This window comes from Brevibacterium sp. HMSC08F02 (genome assembly GCF_001807555.1).
Classification (GTDB): Bacteria; Actinomycetota; Actinomycetes; order Actinomycetales; family Brevibacteriaceae; genus Brevibacterium; species Brevibacterium ravenspurgense.
In genome coordinates this window covers 178,807-199,512 of record NZ_KV789351.1, presented here as the reverse complement: position 1 = coordinate 199,512, position 20,706 = coordinate 178,807, and the positions used below count along the sequence as shown (strand labels likewise).

General features: G+C 63.4%; 19 protein-coding genes. 9 read left to right on the top strand and 10 right to left on the bottom strand.

Annotated features, from left to right (window positions below; all coding sequences use genetic code 11):
- The 4 genes from HMPREF3172_RS10280 to HMPREF3172_RS04745 form a co-directional block, all read left to right on the top strand.
- The coding region (locus HMPREF3172_RS10280) for an IS481 family transposase (RefSeq protein ID WP_083281416.1) at positions 1 to 837 on the top strand (837 nt) is incomplete at its 5' end.
- Between the two features lie 252 nt (positions 838 to 1,089).
- Positions 1,090 to 2,721 (top strand): chaperonin GroEL, encoded by a 1,632-nt coding sequence (gene groL, locus HMPREF3172_RS04755; RefSeq protein WP_019175756.1) that lies wholly within the window; start codon positions 1,090 to 1,092, stop codon positions 2,719 to 2,721.
- Between the two features lie 172 nt (positions 2,722 to 2,893).
- The gene (locus HMPREF3172_RS04750) at positions 2,894 to 3,712 is read left to right on the top strand and encodes a hypothetical protein (RefSeq protein WP_070515812.1); all 819 of its coding nucleotides are present in this window, start codon (positions 2,894 to 2,896) and stop codon (positions 3,710 to 3,712) included.
- A 31-nt stretch (positions 3,713 to 3,743) separates the two neighbouring features.
- A complete protein-coding gene (locus HMPREF3172_RS04745; RefSeq protein ID WP_019175754.1) occupies positions 3,744 to 3,962 on the top strand; it encodes an RNA-binding S4 domain-containing protein in 219 nt (72 codons plus the stop codon).
- A 67-nt stretch (positions 3,963 to 4,029) separates the two neighbouring features.
- On the opposite strand, the gene HMPREF3172_RS04740 is transcribed toward HMPREF3172_RS04745, so the two are convergent.
- The 8 genes from HMPREF3172_RS04740 to HMPREF3172_RS04705 all read right to left on the bottom strand — a co-directional run bounded on the left by HMPREF3172_RS04740 (position 4,030) and on the right by HMPREF3172_RS04705 (position 12,900).
- Positions 4,030 to 4,605 (bottom strand): PspA-associated protein PspAB, encoded by a 576-nt coding sequence (locus HMPREF3172_RS04740; RefSeq protein WP_062020538.1) that lies wholly within the window; start codon positions 4,603 to 4,605, stop codon positions 4,030 to 4,032.
- Between the two features lie 3 nt (positions 4,606 to 4,608).
- Positions 4,609 to 5,511, bottom strand: coding sequence for a zinc metalloprotease HtpX (htpX, locus tag HMPREF3172_RS04735; RefSeq protein ID WP_062020536.1), 903 nt, complete (start codon positions 5,509 to 5,511; stop codon positions 4,609 to 4,611).
- A 55-nt stretch (positions 5,512 to 5,566) separates the two neighbouring features.
- Positions 5,567 to 6,352, bottom strand: a complete 786-nt coding sequence (locus tag HMPREF3172_RS04730; RefSeq protein WP_062020533.1) for a PspA/IM30 family protein — start codon at positions 6,350 to 6,352, stop codon at positions 5,567 to 5,569.
- A gap of 177 nt (positions 6,353 to 6,529) precedes the next feature.
- Positions 6,530 to 6,820 (bottom strand): WXG100 family type VII secretion target, encoded by a 291-nt coding sequence (locus HMPREF3172_RS04725; RefSeq protein ID WP_019175750.1) that lies wholly within the window; start codon positions 6,818 to 6,820, stop codon positions 6,530 to 6,532.
- A 238-nt stretch (positions 6,821 to 7,058) separates the two neighbouring features.
- Positions 7,059 to 8,441, bottom strand: a complete 1,383-nt coding sequence (locus HMPREF3172_RS04720; RefSeq protein ID WP_070515810.1) for a S1C family serine protease — start codon at positions 8,439 to 8,441, stop codon at positions 7,059 to 7,061.
- Positions 8,438 to 10,255 carry a sensor histidine kinase gene (locus HMPREF3172_RS10750; protein WP_070515808.1) on the bottom strand — a complete coding sequence of 606 codons (1,818 nt, stop codon included), beginning with the start codon at positions 10,253 to 10,255 and terminating at the stop codon, positions 8,438 to 8,440. The genes HMPREF3172_RS04720 and HMPREF3172_RS10750 overlap by 4 nt, the downstream gene beginning before the upstream one ends.
- 63 nt (positions 10,256 to 10,318) lie before the next feature.
- Positions 10,319 to 11,077 (bottom strand): response regulator transcription factor, encoded by a 759-nt coding sequence (locus tag HMPREF3172_RS04710; protein ID WP_070515806.1) that lies wholly within the window; start codon positions 11,075 to 11,077, stop codon positions 10,319 to 10,321.
- 218 nt (positions 11,078 to 11,295) lie between these two features.
- Positions 11,296 to 12,900, bottom strand: coding sequence for an FMN-binding glutamate synthase family protein (locus tag HMPREF3172_RS04705; protein WP_070515804.1), 1,605 nt, complete (start codon positions 12,898 to 12,900; stop codon positions 11,296 to 11,298).
- Positions 12,901 to 13,068: 168 nt separating this feature from the next.
- Here HMPREF3172_RS04705 and HMPREF3172_RS04700 point away from each other — a divergent pair, with 168 nt between their 5' ends.
- Complete coding sequence (locus HMPREF3172_RS04700) at positions 13,069 to 14,058, top strand: EamA family transporter (protein WP_231863276.1); 990 nt, start codon at positions 13,069 to 13,071, stop codon at positions 14,056 to 14,058.
- An 87-nt stretch (positions 14,059 to 14,145) separates the two neighbouring features.
- Here the strand turns inward: HMPREF3172_RS04700 and HMPREF3172_RS04695 are convergent, their stop codons facing one another.
- Both HMPREF3172_RS04695 and HMPREF3172_RS04690 read right to left on the bottom strand, forming a co-directional pair.
- Positions 14,146 to 15,867, bottom strand: coding sequence for a DNA repair helicase XPB (locus HMPREF3172_RS04695; RefSeq protein ID WP_070423869.1), 1,722 nt, complete (start codon positions 15,865 to 15,867; stop codon positions 14,146 to 14,148).
- Positions 15,864 to 18,035, bottom strand: coding sequence for a helicase-associated domain-containing protein (locus tag HMPREF3172_RS04690; RefSeq protein ID WP_070515802.1), 2,172 nt, complete (start codon positions 18,033 to 18,035; stop codon positions 15,864 to 15,866). Before HMPREF3172_RS04690 ends, HMPREF3172_RS04695 begins: the two co-directional genes overlap by 4 nt.
- Positions 18,036 to 18,124: 89 nt before the next feature.
- On the opposite strand from HMPREF3172_RS04690, the gene HMPREF3172_RS04685 reads away from it, so the two are divergent.
- From HMPREF3172_RS04685 to HMPREF3172_RS04670, 4 genes are all read left to right on the top strand, one after another.
- Positions 18,125 to 18,346 (top strand): hypothetical protein, encoded by a 222-nt coding sequence (locus HMPREF3172_RS04685; protein ID WP_061942042.1) that lies wholly within the window; start codon positions 18,125 to 18,127, stop codon positions 18,344 to 18,346.
- Between the two features lie 216 nt (positions 18,347 to 18,562).
- A complete protein-coding gene (locus HMPREF3172_RS04680; protein ID WP_019175741.1) occupies positions 18,563 to 18,931 on the top strand; it encodes a cold-shock protein in 369 nt (122 codons plus the stop codon).
- Positions 18,931 to 19,857, top strand: a complete 927-nt coding sequence (locus HMPREF3172_RS04675) for a DUF3027 domain-containing protein (RefSeq protein ID WP_070515801.1) — start codon at positions 18,931 to 18,933, stop codon at positions 19,855 to 19,857. Before HMPREF3172_RS04680 ends, HMPREF3172_RS04675 begins: the two co-directional genes overlap by 1 nt.
- A complete protein-coding gene (locus tag HMPREF3172_RS04670; RefSeq protein ID WP_070515799.1) occupies positions 19,844 to 20,353 on the top strand; it encodes a DUF456 domain-containing protein in 510 nt (169 codons plus the stop codon). The genes HMPREF3172_RS04675 and HMPREF3172_RS04670 overlap by 14 nt, the downstream gene beginning before the upstream one ends.
- Positions 20,354 to 20,706: the final 353 nt, after the last annotated feature.

Below are 20,706 nucleotides of genomic sequence, written 5' to 3'. Positions count from 1 at the left end.
GGTGAAGGCATGCAGGATCGTTCTTCCCGACCCCATAGGAGTCCGAATAAGACCGCGTCTAAGGTCGTCAAACGCATCGTGTCGCTGCGGTTGCGTAAACGCATCGGACCTGCGCAGTTGGCTGTTCTGTGCGGTGTGGCGCCGTCAACAGCGCATCAGGTGCTTACACGCTGCCGGCTGAACCGGCTGTCGTATCTTGACCGTGCCACCGGTGAGGTCGTGCGTCGTTATGAACATGATCAGCCGGGGGACTTACTCCATGTGGATGTGACGAAGTTCGGCAAGATCCCCGATGGTGGTGGGTGGCGGTTTGTCGGCAAGGCTCAGGGTTTCCTCAACCGGGCAAAGACAAAAGGCAAGCCACCGGAACGGTCTAGACACTCAGCGTTGGGATATTGCTTTGTCCACACCGTGGTCGATGACCATTCCCGGGTGGCGTACGCAGAGATCCACGATGATGAAAAGGCCGTCACCGCAGCAGGGGTGTTACGTCGGGCGGCTGCGTGGTTCGCAGCCCGCAATGTTCACGTCAAGAGAGTCATCAGTGATAACGGGTCGTGTTACCGATCCACACTGTGGCAGCAAACGTGCGCCCAACTGGGCATCACTCCGAAATGGACACGACCCTACCGGCCACAGACGAACGGCAAGATCGAACGCTTCCACCGCACACTCACAGATGGGTGGGCCTATGCCAGGTGCTACCAATCAGAAAACGAACGCAACAACGCACTTGGCCAATGGCTCCACGACTACAATCACCACCGACCCCATTCCGCATGCGGAGGCCAGCCACCAATCACACGATTAACTAACCTCCCCGATCAGTACAGCTAAGGCGCAGATCCCGGCTACCGGGAGTTTGTGTGCGGCTAAGGCGTGGATTCCGGCTGACGGGTGTGTCGGAAGAAGCAACGTCCAGCATTTGCACTCTCATGTCGAGAGTGCTAAATCTAGTGGTGGTGAAATGCACTGCCCAGGCAGAGGTAGCCGGGCCTGAAGAAGGGATTCAGGTTCAGCTTCCTGCCGTCGCGGGCACCTGGCGGTGCTAGTCAACTGCCACCCCTTACAGGGAGGAAGCCAGCCACTATGGCAAAGCTCATTGCATTCGACGAAGAAGCTCGTCGCGGCCTGGAGACCGGCCTGAACACCCTGGCTGATGCAGTCAAGGTGACGCTTGGTCCCCGCGGACGCAATGTTGTTCTCGAAAAGAAGTGGGGCGCACCCACCATCACGAACGACGGTGTGTCCATCGCCAAGGAAATCGAGCTCGAAGACGCCTACGAAAAGATCGGCGCCGAACTCGTCAAGGAAGTTGCCAAGAAGACCGACGACGTCGCAGGTGACGGTACGACCACCGCTACCGTTCTGGCTCAGGCTCTCGTGTCCGAAGGTCTGCGCAACGTCGCAGCCGGTGCGGACCCGCTCAGCCTCAAGCGCGGCATTGAAAAGGCCGTCGACTCGCTGACCGAGGTTCTGCTCGACTCCGCGAAGGAAATCGAAACCAAGGAGCAGATCGCTGCTACCGCCGGCATTTCCGCTGGCGACCCTGCAATCGGCGAACTCATTGCCCAGGCCATCGACAAGGTCGGCAAGGAAGGCGTCGTCACCGTCGAAGAGTCCAACACCTTCGGCCTCGAACTCGAACTGACCGAGGGTATGCGCTTCGACAAGGGCTACATCTCCGGTTACTTCGTGTCTGACGCAGAGCGCCAGGAAACGGTGCTCGAGGACCCCTACATCCTCATCGTCAACTCCAAGATCTCGAACGTGAAGGACCTCCTGCCGGTTCTTGAGAAGATCCAGCAGTCCGGCAAGCCGCTGCTGATCATCGCAGAAGACGTCGAAGGCGAAGCCCTCGCCGTCCTCGTGGTCAACAAGATCCGCGGCACCTTCAAGTCGGTTGCCGTCAAGGCTCCCGGCTTCGGTGACCGCCGCAAGGCTCAGCTTGCCGACATTGCGATCCTCACCGGCGGTCAGGTCATCGCCGAAGAGGTTGGCCTCAAGCTGGAGAACGCATCGCTCGACCTGCTGGGCACCGCCCGCAAGGTTGTTGTCACCAAGGACGAAACCACCATCGTCGAAGGTGCTGGCGACGCCGACGAAATCGCCGGCCGCGTGCAGCAGATCCGCACCGAGATCGAAAACTCGGACTCGGACTACGACCGCGAAAAGCTGCAGGAGCGTCTGGCCAAGCTGGCCGGCGGTGTTGCAGTCATCAAGGCTGGTGCCGCAACCGAAGTCGAACTGAAGGAAACCAAGCACCGCATCGAAGATGCCGTCCGCAACGCCAAGGCTGCTGTGGAAGAGGGCATCGTCGCCGGCGGTGGCGTGGCCCTCATCCAGGCAAGCGCCAAGGCCTTCGAAAACCTCAACCTCGAAGGTGACGAAGCCACCGGTGCCGCCATCGTCAAGGTCGCCATCGAAGCTCCGCTCAAGCAGATCGCCATCAACGCCGGCCTCGAACCCGGAGTTGTTGCCGAAAAGGTGCGCGGACTCGAAACCGGTCACGGTCTCAACGCTGCAACCGGCGAATACGAAGACCTCCTGGCTGCCGGTGTCAACGACCCGGTCAAGGTGACCCGCTCTGCTCTGCAGAACGCCGCTTCGATCGCAGGCCTGTTCCTCACGACGGAAGCCGTCGTGGCAGACAAGCCGGAGCCCGCACCCGCAGGTGACCCCACCGGCGGAATGGGTGACATGGGCGGCATGGGCTTCTGACCCAACCGGCCGTGAACACGGTCCACTAGGCAAAGCCGCGGGCGCAGACGCAGTGTCTGCGCCCGCGGTTTTTCTGTGTGCTCACACGGTTTCCACTGATCTGCAATTCAGAGTCTTCGCAGATTGGGCGACCATAATGGGGCCGTACGATTCACGCGGAGAAGGGACATTCATGGGCTTCGCTTTCCTCGTCATTCTGGTTGCCGGCGGCGCTGCGGCGTTTGCCATTGCTCGCAGCAACAAGAAGAACGAAGAGGCGGCTCGGCAGAGCGAACTCGCAATCGTTGCGAAGGCCTCAGAAGAGGACGTTACGCAGTTCGGCGAAGAAGTTCGGGCCCTTGACCTAGAAACCGCAGGTGTTGATTTGGGTGACGGCGGCCGCCAGGACTACCAGAAGGCCATCAGCTGCTATGACCTTGCGAAGGACCTCCTGGACAAGATCAATCGCCCTGAAGACATCCGCCACGTGACAGAAGCCCTGGAAGACGGCCGCTATACCGCCAGCTGTGTGCGTGCCCGCGTAGAAGGCAAACCGCTGCCCACCCGCCGTCCGCCGTGCTTCTTCAACCCGCAGCACGGCCCCAGTGTCGAAGACATCGACTGGGCACCCGCTGGCGGTCAGCCCCGCCCCATTCCCGTCTGTGCCGCAGACGCCGAACGCGTTGCCGTCGGCGCTGAACCGTCAGTGCGCAAAGTGACTCTTGCCGACGGGATGTCGCGCAGGGCCTACTGGGAGGCAGGCCCTGCTTATGCCGAATACAACCGCGGCTACTACTCGAACTACGCCGGCTCCGGCATGCTTCCCGGTGTGCTCATGGGTGCGATGCTCATGGGGCCGATGATGGGCGGCATGGGAGCCTGGGACGGTTCCTACGCCGATGGTTACCAGGACGGCCTGGCCGCTGATGGCGGCGCGGGCGATGCCGGTGACATGGGCGGTGACATGGGCGACTTCGGCGGAGGCTTCGGCGATTTCGACTTCGGCTTCTGATTGACTGGTATCGGGAATCAGAAGGAGAACAGTGGAAGAAGTCTGGATTCGCGACGACAGCATTCGCCTAGGTCAGGTGCTCAAACTCTCTGGCTTCGTTGAAGACGGAGTCATGGCCAAAGAGCTCATTCAGGACGGCCAGGTGTTCGTCAACGGCGAGCTCAATTCGCGGCGCAGCTCAAACGTCAATGTCGGCGATGTGATTGCTGTTCCCGCTCTTGACATCGAATTCACCATCACACGCGGCTGAGCCGCCGCACAGCTGCGAGCGCGGGCGCATTTTCACCGCTGCGCATCCGCTGAGCTCTCAGTTGACTTCAGTCGAGCATGCCCGGTGCGTCCCACAGGGGCGACCACTTTGACGTGTCTTCTTCAAAGCGGAGATCAGCGCCGATTGCTGCTTTGATGTTGAACTCTTCGGCGTTGTCCCTGCGGTGCGGTCCCGTCTGCACAAACGGGTAGAACGTCCCGCGCTTGTACAGGTAGACGAGTGCCGCGCGTGTGCCTGAGGGTGTGCTGAAGTACAGCGATGAGCAAAGCAGCATGGGGCCGAAGCCGGCGTTCTCAATGGAGCTGTTGACTGCGTGCAGGTTTGTGACCAGGCCGGGGATGTCGCGTGCCTGGTTGCTCAGCACGTGCCACGAATAGCCGTAGCTGTCGTCTTCTGTGCGCACCTGAAGGTCGGCATCCTTGGCGATCAGCGCCGAGGCTTCGCGCACAGCATCCGCCGATGCGCCGCCTTCGACCGCGCGGTAGGCCACTGATGCAACGCCGGTGGGTGCATAGTCTGTTGCGGCTTCCAGTGTCAGAGCCGCCGGAGGCAGGCCGAAAAGAGCGTCAAGGTTCGGTTTGACCGGTTTGGAGCGTCCAAGAAGAGCGTCGAAGAAACCCATTCCTCACCTCTGTGACAGGTTGCGGGCGATGTCCTGCAGCTGGGCCAGGCGCTTTTCCAAGCTGGGGTGCGTGGAGAACAGCTGTGTGACGGACTTTCCGTTGACCGCGGGAATGAGCGCGAGGTGGTTGGCGGCACCGGCTGCCCGCAGGTCCTGGTCGGGGACTTTCGTCATCTGCCCGGAGATCTTCATAAGAGCGCTGGCCAGAGTGGATGGCTGGCCGGTTAGGTACGCGGCTGCCCGGTCAGCGGCGAGTTCGCGGTAGCGACTGAGGGCGCGGATGAGCACGAAGCTGATTGCGTAGACGATGGCACCCACGAGCATCATAGCGACCATGACTGCCGCGGCGTTGTTGTTGCGCCCGCCGTAGCGGGCGTACATGCCGGAGCGGACCATGAGGCCTGCGACAACGCCCGTAACACCGGCAACAGTCATGACGGTGACATCGCGGTGGGCAACGTGAGCAAGTTCGTGGGCGAGCACCACTTCGACCTCTGCGGGCTCGAGCGTTTCCAGCAGGCCGCGGGTAACGCACACAACCGAGTGGTCAGGTGAGCGTCCAGTGGCAAAGGCGTTGGGCACGCGGGTGTCAGCGAAGGCAACCCGCGGTTTGGGGGAGTCGGCCAGCTGAGTCAGACGGTCGACGATCGCGTGCAGCTCCGGTGCCTGTTCGGGGGAGACCTCGTAGGCTCCCATGGCGCGCATTGCGAGCTTGTCGGAGGAATACCACTGGAAGAAGAAAGCGCCGAAGCTGATGAGCAGCGCGATCACGACACCGCCGAGCGACTGTCCGAGGATCCACCAGATGGCCAGAATCAGGATGACGTAGATCAGCCCGTTGAGGAAGATAGCCCACCCCATGCGGAGGGACAGTCCGCGGTCTTTGACGAACCTGTTTCTGGCCACTGTGCTCCTTGCGTGAACACGGCGGGCCGGTGTGCCCAACCCGCCGTGCTGGTGATCAGCCCTGCTGGGCGTCGTTCTCTTCTGCCGTGACTTCGGCTTCTTCTGCGTCCTGGACGTCTTCGAGCTGCCCCTGCGGCTTGGACGCCGGGAGGGAATCGCGCATGCGCTGCAGTTCCATTTCGACGTCGTTGTCGGAGCTCATCGCGGCCAGCTGACGGTCGATGTCGTCCCCACCCGTGCCGCTGAAGTCTTCCAGGGCACCGGTTTCGAGCAGTTCGTTCATTGCGCCGGCACGCGCCTGAAGTTCGTTGGTTTTGTCTTCAGCACGCTGAATCGCCAGACCGACATCGCCGAATTCGTCAGAAATGCCGCTGAAAGCTTCGCTGACCTTGGTCTGCGCTTCGGCAGCGTTGTAATTGGCCTTGAGGGTCTCCTTGCGGGTGCGGAAGGATTCGACCTTCGTCTGCAGGCGCTGGGAGGCCTGCGTGAGCTTCTGTTCTTCCGCCTGCAGGTTCTGGTGCTGTCCCTGAAGGTCTTGGATCTGCTGGGCCAGCCCGGACTTGCGGGTCAGAGCTTCGCGGGCCAGGTCTTCGCGGCCCATTTCAAGTGCCTTCTGCGCCTGCCCCTGCAGTTTGTCCGACTGCGATTCAAGCTGGTTGATCTGCAGTTCGAGACGTTTGCGGCTGGTGGCGACATCAGCAACACCGCGGCGCACCTTCTGCAGCAGGTCGAGCTGCTTCTGGTACGAGTAGTCGAGGGTTTCATTGGGGTTTTCAGCGCGGTCGAGAGCCTTGTTGGCCTTGGCGCCGAAGATCATCTTGATCCGCTGGAAAATGCTCATGAGCGCAGATTACTCCTTGCAGTGACTGCTTGGCACGTATTCTGTCCCAGCCTAACGGTCCCGGCTGAGAAAACCTGAGGTTTCTCAGCCGAGACCGGGATTTCCTGCACTCAGCACCCGCGGTCTCCGGTTGACCAGCCTCCTTCGCAGTGTCTGGCTGACCCGACTGTGAACATGTCAGCCGCGGAAGAGTTTGGCGTTGGCGCTTTCGACATCCGCGTACTGCTGACCGGCCAGAGCGAGCGCCTTCTGAATCTGCGTGAGCGATTCATGGACTTTGGCCTGCACCTGCTGCCAGTCGGCGACAACCGTTTGGAAGCCGGCGGATGCGGTTCCCGTCCAGCATTCCTGCAGGGCGCGCAGCTGGTGCATGAGCCTGTCGACTTCGCTGTGCAGAGTGGCCGCGCTGTGCGAAGCGGTCGAAGCTGCTTGGGTGATGCGTTCGGCGTCGATGTTGATGGTGGACATAAGACTCCTTCGTTGTCGTTGAACACCGGACGGTGTCATAACGACAATGAGCCGAATCGCGCGGGCGTAAAAGACAATAAGAAAGGCTGTGGAAACACGCGAGTGCTTCCACAGCCCTCCGAGCTCAAGTGGCCGCGCCACAAAACCGGTTCAGCCCAGCCGTGTTCCGACCGGAATCGACCAACTCAAGCCGACAGGCGCCTCGTGTGAGGTGCGGCAGCCGGCAGAATCTGCGGGATCAGCGGGCCTTGAGAGAGACCGTGATGTCCTGTGTCTTGCCGCCGCGCACAATGGTCAGCGGCAGATCCTGTCCATCCTTCTGTGCCCGGACGAGAGCCTGCAGAGAAATAGCGGAGTTCACGGTGGTGCCGCCGGCCTTGATGATGGCGTCGCCCTCGCGCAGACCAGCCGCAGCCGCGGGGGAACCGCTTTCGACCTTGGAGACGACGGCAGCTCCCGTCGTGATCCCTTCGTTTTCCACAGAACCGGACGTAATAGTCACCCCGAGGTAGGCGTGCTTGGCCTTGCCCGAGCTGATGAGCTGGTCGGCAATGTAGGTCGCTTGGGTGGCGGGAATCGCGAAGCCGATGCCGATGGAGCCGGCCTGTTGTTCGCCGGCGGTCGGCATCGTGGCAATGGAAGAGTTCACACCGATGAATTTGCCGGCCGCGTTGATGAGCGGCCCACCGGAATTACCAGGATTGACCGCGGCATCAACCTGAATAGCGTTGGTGATCGTCGAAATGTCGGCTTCTCCGCCTGAGCCCTTCTGCTGGGTCGCGACGGGACGGTTGAGAGCGGACACGATGCCGGTGGTCACCGTGTCGGCAAGACCCAGCGGGTTGCCCAGCGCCATGACGGGCTCACCGACCTTGAGGCCGTTGCTGTCGCCGATCGGCAGCGGGGTCAAACCCTCCGGTTTGGTGGACAGTTTGAGCACCGCGATATCGGTGATGGGGTCGCGTCCGACGATCTTCGCTGCAACCGAAGCGCCGTCGTGGAACACGACGTTGATCTCAGACTGGGCTGAATCACCGGGGGCGACAACGTGGTTGTTGGTCACGATGTAGTCGTCTTTGTACACAAAACCCGAACCGAGGGCTTCGCCTTCGGCGCCGCGGGCCTGGATTGAGACGACTGACTTCGACGCGTCCGCCGCGACTGCCGTCCAGTCGGGGCTGTCAACGGTTTTGACCTTCTGATCGGACGTCGAGGTTTCGATTTCGGACTGCTTTCCGCTGCCGCTGATTGCGCTGGTTGCCGCGGTGACTCCCACTGCGGTGCCGCCGCCGATGAGCGCTGCGATGACACCCGTGGCGATGAGCGCGCCCCAGCCTGGCCCGCGGCGGGCAGACTTGGCCGGGCGCGGTCGGACGGAGGGCAGGCCGTGCGGGCCGGCGGGCGGGAAGCCGCTGGGCTGCTGTTGGGTTCCATAGCCGCCGAGGTGCCCGCTGGCCGGCCCCGGAGCACCTGATGGGTGGCCGGGCTCAGTTGGGTGGCCTGGGTTCGCCTGCCCCTGCTGCTCGGCCAACGGCGGCTGTGCGGGGCCGCCGTACGGTGGACGTTCGCTGTTTCCGTACCCGCCGTCATAGGGGTTGTTGGGGTGGCGCGGTTCGGTCATGAGCGGTCCTTTCTGGTGGTTTCCGGCAGTACGCCCTCTGGCGGGATGGGCAGGTCGACGCGGAAGGTGGCGCCGCCGCCGGGAGTTTCGTGGACGGAGATTTCGCCCTTGTGGGAGTCGATGATGGCCTTGACGATCGACAGTCCCAGGCCGGACCCGCCGGTTGAGCGGTCGCGAGATGAATCCAGACGGTAGAACCGTTCGAAGACTCGCGGTGCGACTTCGGGGTCGATGCCTTCTCCGTGGTCACGCACTTCGATGCGGACGCGTCCGGCGGGGAAGCCTTCGAGGACATCGGGGACGATGATGCCTCCCGCACCGGGCGGTGCCAGGGGCTGTTCGACGGAATCCGTCCGCTTGACCGCGGCCGGCCTGCTGTCGGCGGCTGCGCTCGCAGCTGCCCCCTGCGAGGTGGTGGGAACCTGAGCCTTGCCCTGGCCCTTGTTTTGGGGCTTGACATCAGCGCGGCTGCCGTCGCGTTTGAATATGCGGACGGGGCCGGTGACGAAATCGAGAGCGCCGCGCGACTGCTTGCCGGCTTCTGTGGTTTCGCCTTCGGTTTCGAACGCTTCGGGGACATCCACGACCCCGACCGCGAAGTCGATTGCGACATCGTCGGCAGTGTGGCGCAGGGCGTTGCCGGCCAGATTGCTGATCACCTGGCGCAGCTTGGAATCCGCCCCTTCGATGAGCGGAAGTCCCGGAGCGTCCTCGCCGTCGAGCCCAATGAAGGAGATATCCCGGTGCGGTGCCTGCGCCGCTGTGTCTGCTGCGGTGTCGCGGACTGCGGCAGCCATGTCGACGGGGCCGATTTCTGCGCGGCGCTCGCTGTCGAGCCTGGCCAACACCACAAGGTCTTCGACGAGGTCGCCCATGCGGATGGATTCTGCTTCGATTCGGCCCATGATCTGGGCGACGTCTTCGGGTTTCTGCACGGCACCCTGCCGGTAGAGCTCCGCGTAGCCGCGGATGGTGACAAGCGGGGTGCGCAGTTCGTGGGATGCGTCTGACACGAACTGCCGGATGCGCTTCTCAGAGGCTTTGCGCCCGTCGAAGGAGTCCTCAATGTGCCCGAGCATGGTGTTCAGCGCACTGGACAGACGACCGAGTTCGGTGGAGGCGGGGTATTCAGTGACGCGCTGCGATAGATCGCCGGCGGCAATGCGGGAGGCGGTTTTTTCGATGTCGCGCAGCGGTCGGAAGGTGTTGGTGATGGCGAAGTAGCCGACACCGCCGACGATCGCCAGGGCGAGCACCCCGATGCCGATCATGGTGCTGCGGGCGTAGTCGCTGATTTCGTCGATGTCTTTGTCGAACGGCAGTGCGATCGCCACGAGCATGTCGGAGTTCTTCAGCGGCAGCGTGCGCACGCGCCACTGCGAGGTGCTGCCGGGCACCGTGAACGGCTGGCTGCGGTTCTCAGCAACTGTCTGTGCGTTGACTTCCGGCAGGTAGGGGACGTTGGTTTCCGACGGGGCGACGGGGTCGTAGGCTTTGCGGCCGTCTGCCGTGTAGAACTGCACGTAGTAGGTACCCGGCAGCATCGAGCTGATGATCTGGTCCTGCGATGTGGTCTGCAGGGGTGTGTGCGTCATGACTTCGTCGGCGGCTCTGATCGCCAGGGCCTGCGATGTCGAGACCAGCCGCTGGTCGGTGCGTTCGATGAGGGACGCGCGCAGGTTCTCCAGTACCCATGCGCTGGTGCCGGTTAGCACGAGCAGCATGAGGGTCATCATGATCGCCAGCAGTTTGCCGGTGAGCGACCAGTCTTGCCACAGGACGTGGGATGAGCGGCGCTGAGCTTGGGTGGTCAAGGTGAGTGTGCTTTCCAATGCAAAGGGGCGAGCCTGCCGGTCCCGCCCCTTGGTGATGCATGCTTATTTGGCGTCTGCGGTTCGCAACATGTATCCGACCCCGCGCTTGGTCTGGATCATCGGAGTCCATTCGACTTCGATGGGGTTGCCAGCTTCGTCCGTCGTGGGGGCCACGTCGATCTTGCGGCGCAGATACGAAATATAGGATTCCACGATTCCGGTGTCTCCGCCGAAGTCGTATTCCCACACGTGGTCGAGGATCTGAGATTTCGACAGCACCCGGTTGGCGTTGAGCATGAGGTAGCGCAGCAGTTTGAATTCGGTGGGGGACAGGTCGATGAGGATGCCCCCGCGGCGAACTTCATGAGTGTCGTCGTCAAGTTCGAGTTCGCCGACTTCGATGACCGCGGTCTCTTCTTCCTCCGCCGCGTGGGTGCGGCGCAGGACTGCGCGGATGCGAGCGACGACCTCTTCGAGGCTGAACGGCTTGGTCACGTAGTCATCGCCGCCGACAGTCAGACCCGTGATCTTGTCCGAGGTGTCGTCGCGAGCGGTGAGGAATACCACCGGGATGTGGAAGCCGGCCTGGCGCAGGCGGCGGGTGACGGTGAAGCCGTCCATGTCGGGCAGCATGACGTCGAGCACCAGCAGGTCCGGCACCTGCTGTTCGGCAAGGCGCAGAGCTTCGGCGCCGTTGGCTGCTGAAATCACTTCGAAGCCTGCAAAGCGGAGGCTGGTGGACAGCAGTTCGCGGATATTGGGTTCATCGTCGACAACGAGCAGGGTCGCTTCGATTTCCTGCGCGTCGTGGCTGGGGGTCATAGGAGTCGTCATGGAATCAGTCTCCTCTTCGAGTCTGGAGGTTTGCTGGAAGATTCCTGAATGCCATTGTTGCACGAATCACACGGTGAATGCGCGGTTTTCTGCGGGAGTGCGCGCACTCGGCCCAAGCCTCGGACAGGCAGGAAGCGGCGTTCACAGAAAAGGGCCCGGAGTCTAAGAGGATTCTCAAACTCCGAGCCCTGTGGCCCTTGCCCCGATCAGCGGAAGCCGGCCGAAACGGGCGGGCCGAACCGGTGCGGGTCGGCGTGGTTCCAGTCTTCAGCCCAGCTGCGGCGAGGAGTGCCCAGCAACTCACCCGGTTCAAGCCAGTCGTACGCTTCGGCGTAAGACTCAACGCGCGACTGCGACACCCGGCGGAAGATGTGCGACGGGCGCAGCTGGTCGGGGCTGTCGAGGCCGATCGTGGCGATCATCTGCGCCGTTTCGGCAACCGTTGACTTGTGGTAGTGGTACACCTGCTCGGCCTTGTCGTCCACGTCGAGCCCGCGGTACAGGCGAGGGTTCTGCGTGGCAACACCGGTGGGGCACTTGTTCGTGTGGCAGCGCTGAGCCTGAATGCAGCCGGTGGCCATCATCATGGCGCGTGCTGCCAGGCAGTAGTCAGCACCCTGGGCGATGCGTCGGATGATGTCGGTGCCGGCCACGATCTTGCCGGCTGCGCCGATCTTGATGTGCTGGCGGATGCCCGCACCCACGAGCGCGTTGTGCATGAGGATGAGGCCCTCGGTCAGCGGGGTGCCCACGTGGTCTTCGTATTCCAGTGGAGCGGCACCCGTGCCGCCCTCCGAACCGTCGACCACGATGAAGTCCGGCAGGATGCCGGTTTCGAGCATTGCCTTGACGATGGCCAGGACGTCGGTGCGCAGGCCGACGCACAGTTTGAATCCGATCGGCTTGCCGCCGGACAGTTCCCGCAGCTGACCCACGAACTGCATCAGCTCGGTGGGGGTTGTGAACGCCGTGTGCGATGGCGGCGAAATGCAGTCCTTGCCGGGCTCGACACCGCGGGCTTCAACGATTTCAGGGGTGATCTTTTCGGCCGGCAGAACACCGCCGAGGCCGGGCTTGGCGCCCTGCGACAGCTTGATGAGCACGCCCTTGATGTTGGGGTGGACGACCCTCTGGGCGAACATTTCGGGGTTGAAGTTGCCTTCTGGTGTGCGGCATCCGAAGTAGCCGGAACCGAACTCCCACACGATGTCTGCGCCGGATTCCAGGTGGTAGCGGGTGACGCCGCCTTCGCCGGACTCCTGGAAGAAGCCGCCCTTGTAGGCGCCGCGGTTCATGGCGCGCACGGCGTTGACGGACAGAGCGCCGTAGGACATTGAGGCGATGTTCAGCAGCGATACGTCAAACGGCTGGGAACACTGCGGACCGCCGATGACCACGCGGTGTTCGCCTTCGGGACGCTTGCCGGGGACAACGGAGTGCAGCAGGTATTCGTAGCCGGAGTCGCGAACTTCGAGTTCCGTGCCGAACGACTTTTCGGCGTGGACTCCCTGTGCGCGTTCGTAGATGAGGGCGCGGGCATCGGCGTCATAGGGGCGGCCGTCCCAGTTCCTTTCCACGAAGTACTGCTGGATCATGGGGCGGATCTCTTCCATGAGGTACCGCATGTGACCCAGCAGGGGGTAGATGCGCAGGACGGCCAGGCGGGGCTGGATGACGTCGTAGATGGCCAGTGCGAGCAGAGCGGCGAAGACGACGACGGCTATGAGCCACCACAGAGAGTGGAGAACTGCCAGTGCGATGCTGCCGAGGAACAGCAGTGCGACAGCTGTGATCGTGAGAATGGCAAACATGGGTACAACGTTACCGCCCGCTGGTGACTTTGAGGCTGTCGAGGTGGCCGCAATTTCGCCCGTGTCTCACCGCGCTCTTTGAAGGGCGTGCTTCGGCTTGCTGTCGGGGGAGTCTTGCCTTGTGGGCCCGTGTTGACTTAGATCAGGGCCAGCCCTCACGATGATCCGGTGAATCGGAACTTTGTTTTGGGTCTGCTCATCACGCTGGTGTCGTGCTTTCTTTTCGCGATCTGCGCACCTTTGGGCAAGCTCATGTACGCGGGTGATTGGACGCCGGGGCCGGTGACGTTTGTGCGTCTGGCCGGCAGCTGCCTCCTGCTTGCGATTCCGATGTTCATTCAGATGCGCGGCCGCTGGCGCGAAGTGTGGCAGGTTCGCTGGTATGTGCTGACCTACGGTGTTGTGTGCATGGCCGGTGTGCAGCTGTTGTTCTTCTTGGCGGTTGAGCGCATGAGCCCGCCGATTGCGCTGCTTCTGGAGATGACGGCGCCGCTCATGATTGTGCTGTGGGTGTGGGCCAGCACCCGCTTCCGCCCGTCCACCCTGACATTCATCGGTATTGTCGCCGCCGCGGTTGGTCTGCTCATCATTCTTGATCCGCGCGGATCGTCAGTTGATCTGCTCGGTGTTTTCTACGCGCTGTCGGCAGCCGTGTGCTTGGCGGCGTTCTTCGTCATGTCCGCCAAGGCTGACCTCAGCTTCCCGTCGGTGACTCTGATCTGCATCACGATGGGGATTGGCGCGGTTGTGGTTGCCCTCATCACCGCTGTGGGCATCATTCCGGCCGGCATGACAACGCAGGACCTCGATGCGGGCGGCGTTCTTCTTCCTTGGTGGGTGGTTGCGCTGGCTCTGCTTCTGTGCACCGGCGGGGCATATACGACGGCGGTTGTGGGTGTGCGCTACGTCGGGTCGACCATTTCGAGCTTCTTGAACCTGGTTGAGGTTCCGATGTCGGTGGTTATGGCCTGGATTCTTTTGGGGGATCTGCCGGTGGCGGTGCAGGCGATCGGCGGTGTGTTTGTGCTCCTCGGAGTGGTCTTCGTCAAGCTCGGTGAGAATCGGCAGGAGCGCCGACGGGTCATTGCCCGCACGAACGTCCACCCGGAGACTGCCGAAATGCACTTGGTTGTCGAAGAGGAGGCGCCGGAGGACTGACCGGTTCTGTCCCGGTTCTGCCCGGGTCGGTCCCCAAATGCCGAGGTGCCGCTGGCGCGGGCCTGCTCTGTTCCGGTTCTGTTCTGGTCAGGCGCTGCTGATGGTGTAGCTGTAACCCTGTTCTGTGAGGAACCGGCGGCGGTGGGCGGCGAACTGTTCGTCGACTGTTTCAGCTGCGACAACCGTGTAGAAAGATGCCGCTTGGCGGTTTTCTTTTGGTCTGAGGATTCGGCCGAGCCGCTGTGCTTCTTCTTGGCGTGAGCCGAAGGAGCCGGACACCTGGATGGCGACGGAGGCCTCGGGCAGGTCGACGGAGAAGTTGGCGACTTTCGACACGACGAGCACTTTGATTTCGCCGGTGCGGAATGCTTCGTAGAGCCTTTCGCGTTCAGCTTCGCCGGTTTTGCCGGTCAGCACCGGTGCTCCCAGTTCTTCGCCGAGCTCTTCCAGCTGGTCGAGGTACTGGCCGATGACGAGCACCTGCTGGTCGCGGTGGTTTTCCACCAGGCGGCGCACCACGGGGAGTTTGACGTCGCTGGTGGCGGCCAGCCGGTAGCGGTCTTCGCCTTCTGCGCTCGCATAGGCCACCCTGGTTGAGCGGTCCAGGCGCACGCGCACTTCTTCGCAGTGGGCGGTGGCGATGTAGCCGGCGGCTTCGATTTCCTTCCACGGAACTTCGAACTGTTTGGGGCCGATGAGGCTGAACACTTCGTCTTCGCGGCCGTCTTCGCGTACCAGCGTTGCCGTCAGACCCAGGCGGCGGCGCGCCTGCAGACCAGCGGTCAGCCGGAAGACGGGTGCGGGCAGCAGGTGGACTTCGTCGTAGATGACCAGGCCCCAGTCGCGCGCATCGAGCAGCTCTAGGTGCAGGTAGGAGCCTTTGCGGCGGGTGGTGAGCACTTGGTAGGTGGCGATGGTGACCGGTCGGATCTCTTTGACCGCACCGGAGTATTCGCCGATTTCGTCTTCCGTCAGGCTGGTGCGGCGCAGCAGTTCGGCCTTCCACTGTTTGGCGGACACCGAATTGGTCACCAGGATAAGCGTCGTTGTGCTCACCTGTGCCATGGTCGCGGCACCCACAATGGTTTTTCCGGCACCGCAGGGCAGGACGACTACACCGGATTCACCGCGCATAAAGGTCTGCACGGCTTCGTCCTGGTATGGCCGCAGGTGCCACTCTTCGGCCCCCGCGCCTTCGCGCTCGCCCTCATCGGTGCCGCTGGAGCCGCCCGCCCCCTCGCCGGAGCCGGGAGAACCAGCGGAGCCTGGCTCCGCCTCGTGATAGTTGAGGTCGATGGCGTGCGCTTCACCGTCGACGTAGCCGGCGTGGTCGGCCACCGGGTGGCCCAGTTTGAGCAGGCGGAACTTCAGTTCGCCGCGTTCGGAGGGGTACACCTCGACGGTGCCGGGGTCGATCCGGGTGCCGAAGATTCCCTGCATTTCGGGCTGTTCGGCCAGGTTGTCCAGCAGCGCGGTGTCGGAGGATTCGAGAACCAGGCCGTGCACGGGCGAACTGGTCAGCACCAGCACGCCGAAGCGGTCCATGAGGTCGACGATTTCCAGCAGGAGTTCGTGCGGGACGGGGTATTTGGCGTATTCGAGCAGGGTGTCGATGACGGATTCGGCGTCGTGGCCGGAGGCACGCGCGTTCCACAGTCCCAGCGGGGTGATGGTGTAGGTGTGAATGTATTCGGGTGTGCGCGCCAGCTGGGCGAAGGGCGCGATGGCCGCTGCTGCTTCGGCCGCGTCGGGGTGGCCGGATTCCAGAAGGATTGTGCTGTCGGACTGGACGACGAGGGGACCTGTCACTGAGTGCCTTCCTCGGCGGGGGTGACGCTGATGATCCGCGACAGTGAGGCGGCAATTTCGCTGCCGTTGCGGATTCCGCGCACTCGTCCGCCGGTGATTGCGGTCGGGGTGAGCGTGATGGTGGTGCTGCTGCCGTCGGCGCGGGCCAGCGTGACGGCAACACTCTGCTGCCGGTCGATGGCGCTGCGCAGAATGCCCGAGGTGGATGCCGGGTCGCCGTCATCTGCTTCAGCGCTGCTGCGCACCCCGGCAATGTAGCGGTCGAGGTCTGCATCGGCAATGCGGGCTGTCCGCCGGGTGACGGCGGGCGCGGTTTGCTTGGGCGCGCGCTGCGGCTGTGCCGTGGGCGCTTCCGTCAGGGTCGATGTGCCAGCGCCCTCCAGCAGGACGCGCAGGCGGTCGGAGCTGATGCCGGCCAATGCGACGGTGGGGGCCACGCGGGTCAGCTGGGCTGGGATGAGCAGCGGGTCGGCCAGGAGGGCGTCGAGTTCGTCGGGGTCGTCGACGATGACTGCGCCGCGGGCGCTGGCGACCTGCACGCGGTTGAGTCTGGAGGCAACTCCGTCGATGAGGAACTCCAGTGGCTGCGGCACTCCGGTCGAGGAACATTCGCGCAGTGTGTCAACGATGTCGGTGCGGCTGAGCCCTGTGTGCAGGGCTCGTTCGATGCTCTTTTCGGTGAAGCGGTAGACGGTGCCCTGGCCGCGGGTTTCGATGTCGGCGAGCGAATCGAGTTTCTGCGCCAGGTCGGGGTGGACGGGCCCGGTGGCGACCGCGGTGAGGTCGGATTGGATGACGACGGTTTCGGCGTAGTCGGGCAGGAGTTCGCCGATTGTTGTGGCGAAGTCGGCTGGCACTGTGGCGGCTGAGCCCGCGTAGTCGAGTGGCTGTGCGGCCGCCGGCAGGGATGTGTTCAGGTGCTCGGCAAGCGTGCGGCCCAGAGGGGTCAGCCCGTAGGAGTCGGGTGCGGTCAGGGGAGTGGCGACGAGCCCCAGGAATTCCGCCTCGCCCAGCATCTGGGCCAGTGTTTCGCGGTTGAACGCCGGTGCCAGCGGGTAGCGCCACTGGAGGACCGCCGTGAGGTCGGTCAGCCGGATGCTCGGGGTCTCTGCGGTTTTCTGGTCTGTCGAGGTGCCTGAATCTGCCGAGGTGCCGGTCGAGGTTCCGGAGCCCGGTTGGGGGAGCGGCACCTCGGGAGAGAGGAGGGAGCGCAGCAGTCGGAAGCGAGCCGAGCGGACCGGCGGCAGAGCCGAGGGGTGCCCGCCATAGGGGGTGGCGGTAGTGGGTTTGACGACGGAGTTCAGCGGGTGCACGCGGTCGCCGCGGGGCGTGTGGCCGGCGGCGATGTGGGTGATGTCTTCGCCCATGTGCAGCCAGGCGCGCACGAGTGCAGCGTGCAGGCTGCCGCGGTCGGTGCGCTTGAGAATGTCGTATTCGCTGGTGGGCAGCCACACCGGGTCGATGCTGGAAGTGTCGACGCCCACCAGGTTGAGTGCGCCGCACAGTTCGAGCACGAAGATCGTCTGCGCGTATTCGAGGTCGAGGGCGGAAGCCAGTCGCTGGACGTCGCGTTTGCCGACACCGCCGGACATCAGCTGGCTGGGCGGATCGGCTTCGATCGCCCGGACGGCAGCGGCAACTGTGCCGCCCGCGGCACCTGCGGCCGCAGCTTGGGCGTTGCGGGCAACAGATTCGGGGATTGGGGTGAGGGCTGGTTCGTCTGGCCGTGAGTATTCCGTCCACTCCGGCGGGCGGGCGGATTCTGCTGCCGAGGTGGGCAGCAGGGCGATGGCTTCGGATTGGAAGCCGAAGAACTCGGCATCACCGGGGGCCCTTGCGGTTGTGTCTTCTGTGCTGGTCTGTGCGGGCCACAGCAGGCCCAGAAGAATCAGACGGTCCAGGACATCTGAGCTTGCTTCCAGAGCAGAGCGGGGAACAACAGGATCAACGCGGGCAGCCTTCGCCGCGCGCAGAGCGGTCTGCAGCGCTTCGGCGTTGAGCGCCTCAAGGGCAACGGCCACCCCTTTGCGGGTGGAAGCCGAACCGGCCAGGCGGGCAAGTGACGCTGTGTCGGTGCGCACCAGATCGCGCCGGGTGCGGACAAAATCCGCAAACCAGTCGGCCGGGGCGGTGGACAGCCACGCGGTGAAAGTCTGAAAGCCCTTCATCCCTACGAGTCTAGACGGAGCACAGAAAGCCGGCGGTTAGAATGGGTGGTCGACCCCGTCGGCAGAGCCACAACACCGAAAGGCCCACAGTGACAACAAGCACGAACGAACAGCGCACATCGTGGACGCTGATCACCGCGCTTGCGCTCATGCTGCTGGGCGCAATCGCCCTTGTCGTGGTGATTGTGCAGGGCCTGACCGTCGGCCACCCATCGAAGGTTCTGACCTGGGTGGGAATGATTGCCCCAAGCGCATCGTTCATCCTGTTCCTGGCGTGGCTGATCACCGCGATCTTCCGCCGCCGCACCTAGAGCGCACACTCACTCCGGCGCTCCGGGCAGACCGGCCAGAACAGACAGGCCGAACCCGGTGCGGACAGAGCAGACAGGAACACCCGCGGGCACCTCGCCCGCCCAGCCTCCCAGGCACACCCCAACAGACAAGCGGAGCTGACCGGCACCTCGTGAGGTTCGGCCCGCAGCAGACCAACAGACGCGCACGCGAGTGCGCACAGAAAAGGACAGACAATGCCCACTGGACGCGTGAAGTGGTTTGACTCAGACAAAGGCTTCGGCTTCGTCACAGGAGACGATGGCGAAGAGTTCTTCATGCACTCGTCGTCACTGCCCGACGGCGTGACCGTGCACAAGGGATCCCGCCTGGACTTCGACATCGTGGATTCCCGCCGCGGCCGTCAGGTGCTGCGCGCACGACTGCTGGACGCTCCGCCGCGCGTGCGCCCCAACCCCGAAAAGACGGCAGATATGATTCAAGATGTCATCTCGATGCTCGATGACACGCTGGCTGGACTGCGACAGGGCCGCTACCCGGACGCGGAATTCTCCGCGAAAGTCGCTGAGGTCCTGCGCCACGTAGCCGACGATCTGGAGGGCTGATGACCAGCTGCTACGCCGAATGGAGGGCCTCGCTGGGGGAGATCAACCCCACGTTGGCTCAGGCGGTCGACACTGCGCGCGCAGCGATTGCCGAAATGACGGACGAAACGTCTATCGGCGAGCACCTGGGTGTTGTTGCCGAAGGCGCCTACGCCGCATCCCACATCTTCGAATGCCGCACACCCGGCTACCCGGGCTGGTACTGGACGGCGATTCTGGCGCTGGTGCCCGGGTCTGAGACCGTCACGGTCTCTGAAACAGCGTTGCTGCCCGGCGAAGATGCGCTTGTCGCACCGGAATGGGTGCCGTGGAAGGACAGGCTGCGCCCGTCGGACATCGGCGCTCGCGATGTCCTGCCGAAGGTCGAAAACGATCCGAACCTTGAACTGGGACTTGAGCAGGTCAAGGTCGAACCTGAAGACAACATCGACCAGATCCCCAACTTTGAATTCGGTCTGGGGCGCAAGCGCGTGCTGTCACGCGACGGCATTGCAGCTGCTGCTGCCCGCTGGGCTGAATCTGATTCCGGGCCGGACTCCGAATACGCCGCCGAGGCGTCTGCCAAGTGCCGCACATGCGGTTTCCTTATGCCCATTGCTGGTTCGGTGCGCACCCAGTTCGGTCTGTGCGCCAACGCGGCATCGCCATTTGACGGGCGTGTGGTGTCACTGAGCAACGGCTGCGGCGCACACTCTGAAACTGACGTCCGCCGACACGACGACGACACCGCCGAACCCGTCATCGACGACCGCAGCGAAGACTTCGAAATGGTCGCTGCGGGTGCTGGTGAGGACGGTGCTGGTGAGTCTCGTGGTGATGAGTCCGGCCGTGAGACGAGTGGCGCCTCGGGTGGTGACGGCGCCTCGGGTGGTGACGGAGCCTCGGGTGGTGACGCCTCGAACGAAGGCGACGATGCTGAGCGCTGACGCCCAGGTGTGGGCGACCGTCATTGCGTTTGTCGGTCTGGTGATCGGGTGTGCCGGCATCATCGTGCCTGTTCTTCCGGGGTCGCTGCTGAACCTGGCTGTGCTGATCGGCTGGGGTGTTGCGGTGAACTCGACCATGGGCTGGGCGTGTGCTGCGGCCGGGATCGTCATGACGGTCATAGGCATAACGGCCTCGTGGGTGCTGACCGGCAATCGGCTGAAGAAGCTTCAGGTGCCGAACCGGGTCATTGCAATAGCCGCGCTCAGTGCTGTTGTCGGCATGTTTGTTCTGCCCGGGCCGGGGTTGCTCATCGGCTTTGTGGTTGGCCTGTTCATTGCTGAATGGGTGCGGCATTCGACTGCCGGTGAAGCGCTGCAGACTACGAAGGGCACCCTCGTTGCCGTCGGCATTGGACTGGGCATTGAGCTTCTGTGTGCCGGTGCGGCTTTTGTGTCGCTGACAATCGGCACGTTCTTGCACTTCACCACTGTGTGAGCCGGAGGCGGGGGCGGCGTGTGGCCCAGCCCAACCGGTGGCGCGCGCCCAACCCTTCCGGCACCTCGTATTTTTCAGGGGGACACCGGTTAGCAACGGATCCGCGCTTTAGCAGTGGTTGCTAAGCCGCGGATTCCGGCTAAGGGGAGTCTGTTTGCGGCTAGCGGGTGTTTTTGTTGCTAACGGGTGTGTGCAGGCCGGTAGTTCGTCCTGTGAGTGCCGGTGGCGGGTGGGGCCTAACCCGGCCGGTGGTGCGTGCCCAACTCTCTCGGTACCTCGTCCCTTCGGCCCTGCAGGGTCCGTCCCGACCCTTCCGGCGCCTCGTATTTTTCAGGGGGACACCGGTTAGCAAC

Excerpts from the sequence above, each read along its gene's own strand:
- HMPREF3172_RS04750 (WP_070515812.1), top strand. The coding sequence starts at position 2,894 with ATGGGCTTCGCTTTCCTCGTCATTCTGGTTGCCGGCGGCGCTGCGGCG.
- HMPREF3172_RS04710 (WP_070515806.1), bottom strand. The coding sequence starts at position 11,077 with ATGACCCCCAGCCACGACGCGCAGGAAATCGAAGCGACCCTGCTCGTT.
- HMPREF3172_RS04730 (WP_062020533.1), bottom strand. The coding sequence starts at position 6,352 with ATGAGCATTTTCCAGCGGATCAAGATGATCTTCGGCGCCAAGGCCAAC.
- HMPREF3172_RS04705 (WP_070515804.1), bottom strand. The coding sequence starts at position 12,900 with ATGTTTGCCATTCTCACGATCACAGCTGTCGCACTGCTGTTCCTCGGC.
- HMPREF3172_RS04740 (WP_062020538.1), bottom strand. The coding sequence starts at position 4,605 with ATGGGTTTCTTCGACGCTCTTCTTGGACGCTCCAAACCGGTCAAACCG.
- HMPREF3172_RS04725 (WP_019175750.1), bottom strand. The coding sequence starts at position 6,820 with ATGTCCACCATCAACATCGACGCCGAACGCATCACCCAAGCAGCTTCG.
- HMPREF3172_RS04675 (WP_070515801.1), top strand. The coding sequence starts at position 18,931 with ATGACCAGCTGCTACGCCGAATGGAGGGCCTCGCTGGGGGAGATCAAC.
- HMPREF3172_RS04680 (WP_019175741.1), top strand. The coding sequence starts at position 18,563 with ATGCCCACTGGACGCGTGAAGTGGTTTGACTCAGACAAAGGCTTCGGC.
- HMPREF3172_RS04670 (WP_070515799.1), top strand. The coding sequence starts at position 19,844 with ATGCTGAGCGCTGACGCCCAGGTGTGGGCGACCGTCATTGCGTTTGTC.
- groL (WP_019175756.1), top strand. The coding sequence starts at position 1,090 with ATGGCAAAGCTCATTGCATTCGACGAAGAAGCTCGTCGCGGCCTGGAG.
- HMPREF3172_RS04690 (WP_070515802.1), bottom strand. The coding sequence starts at position 18,035 with ATGAAGGGCTTTCAGACTTTCACCGCGTGGCTGTCCACCGCCCCGGCC.
- HMPREF3172_RS04720 (WP_070515810.1), bottom strand. The coding sequence starts at position 8,441 with ATGACCGAACCGCGCCACCCCAACAACCCCTATGACGGCGGGTACGGA.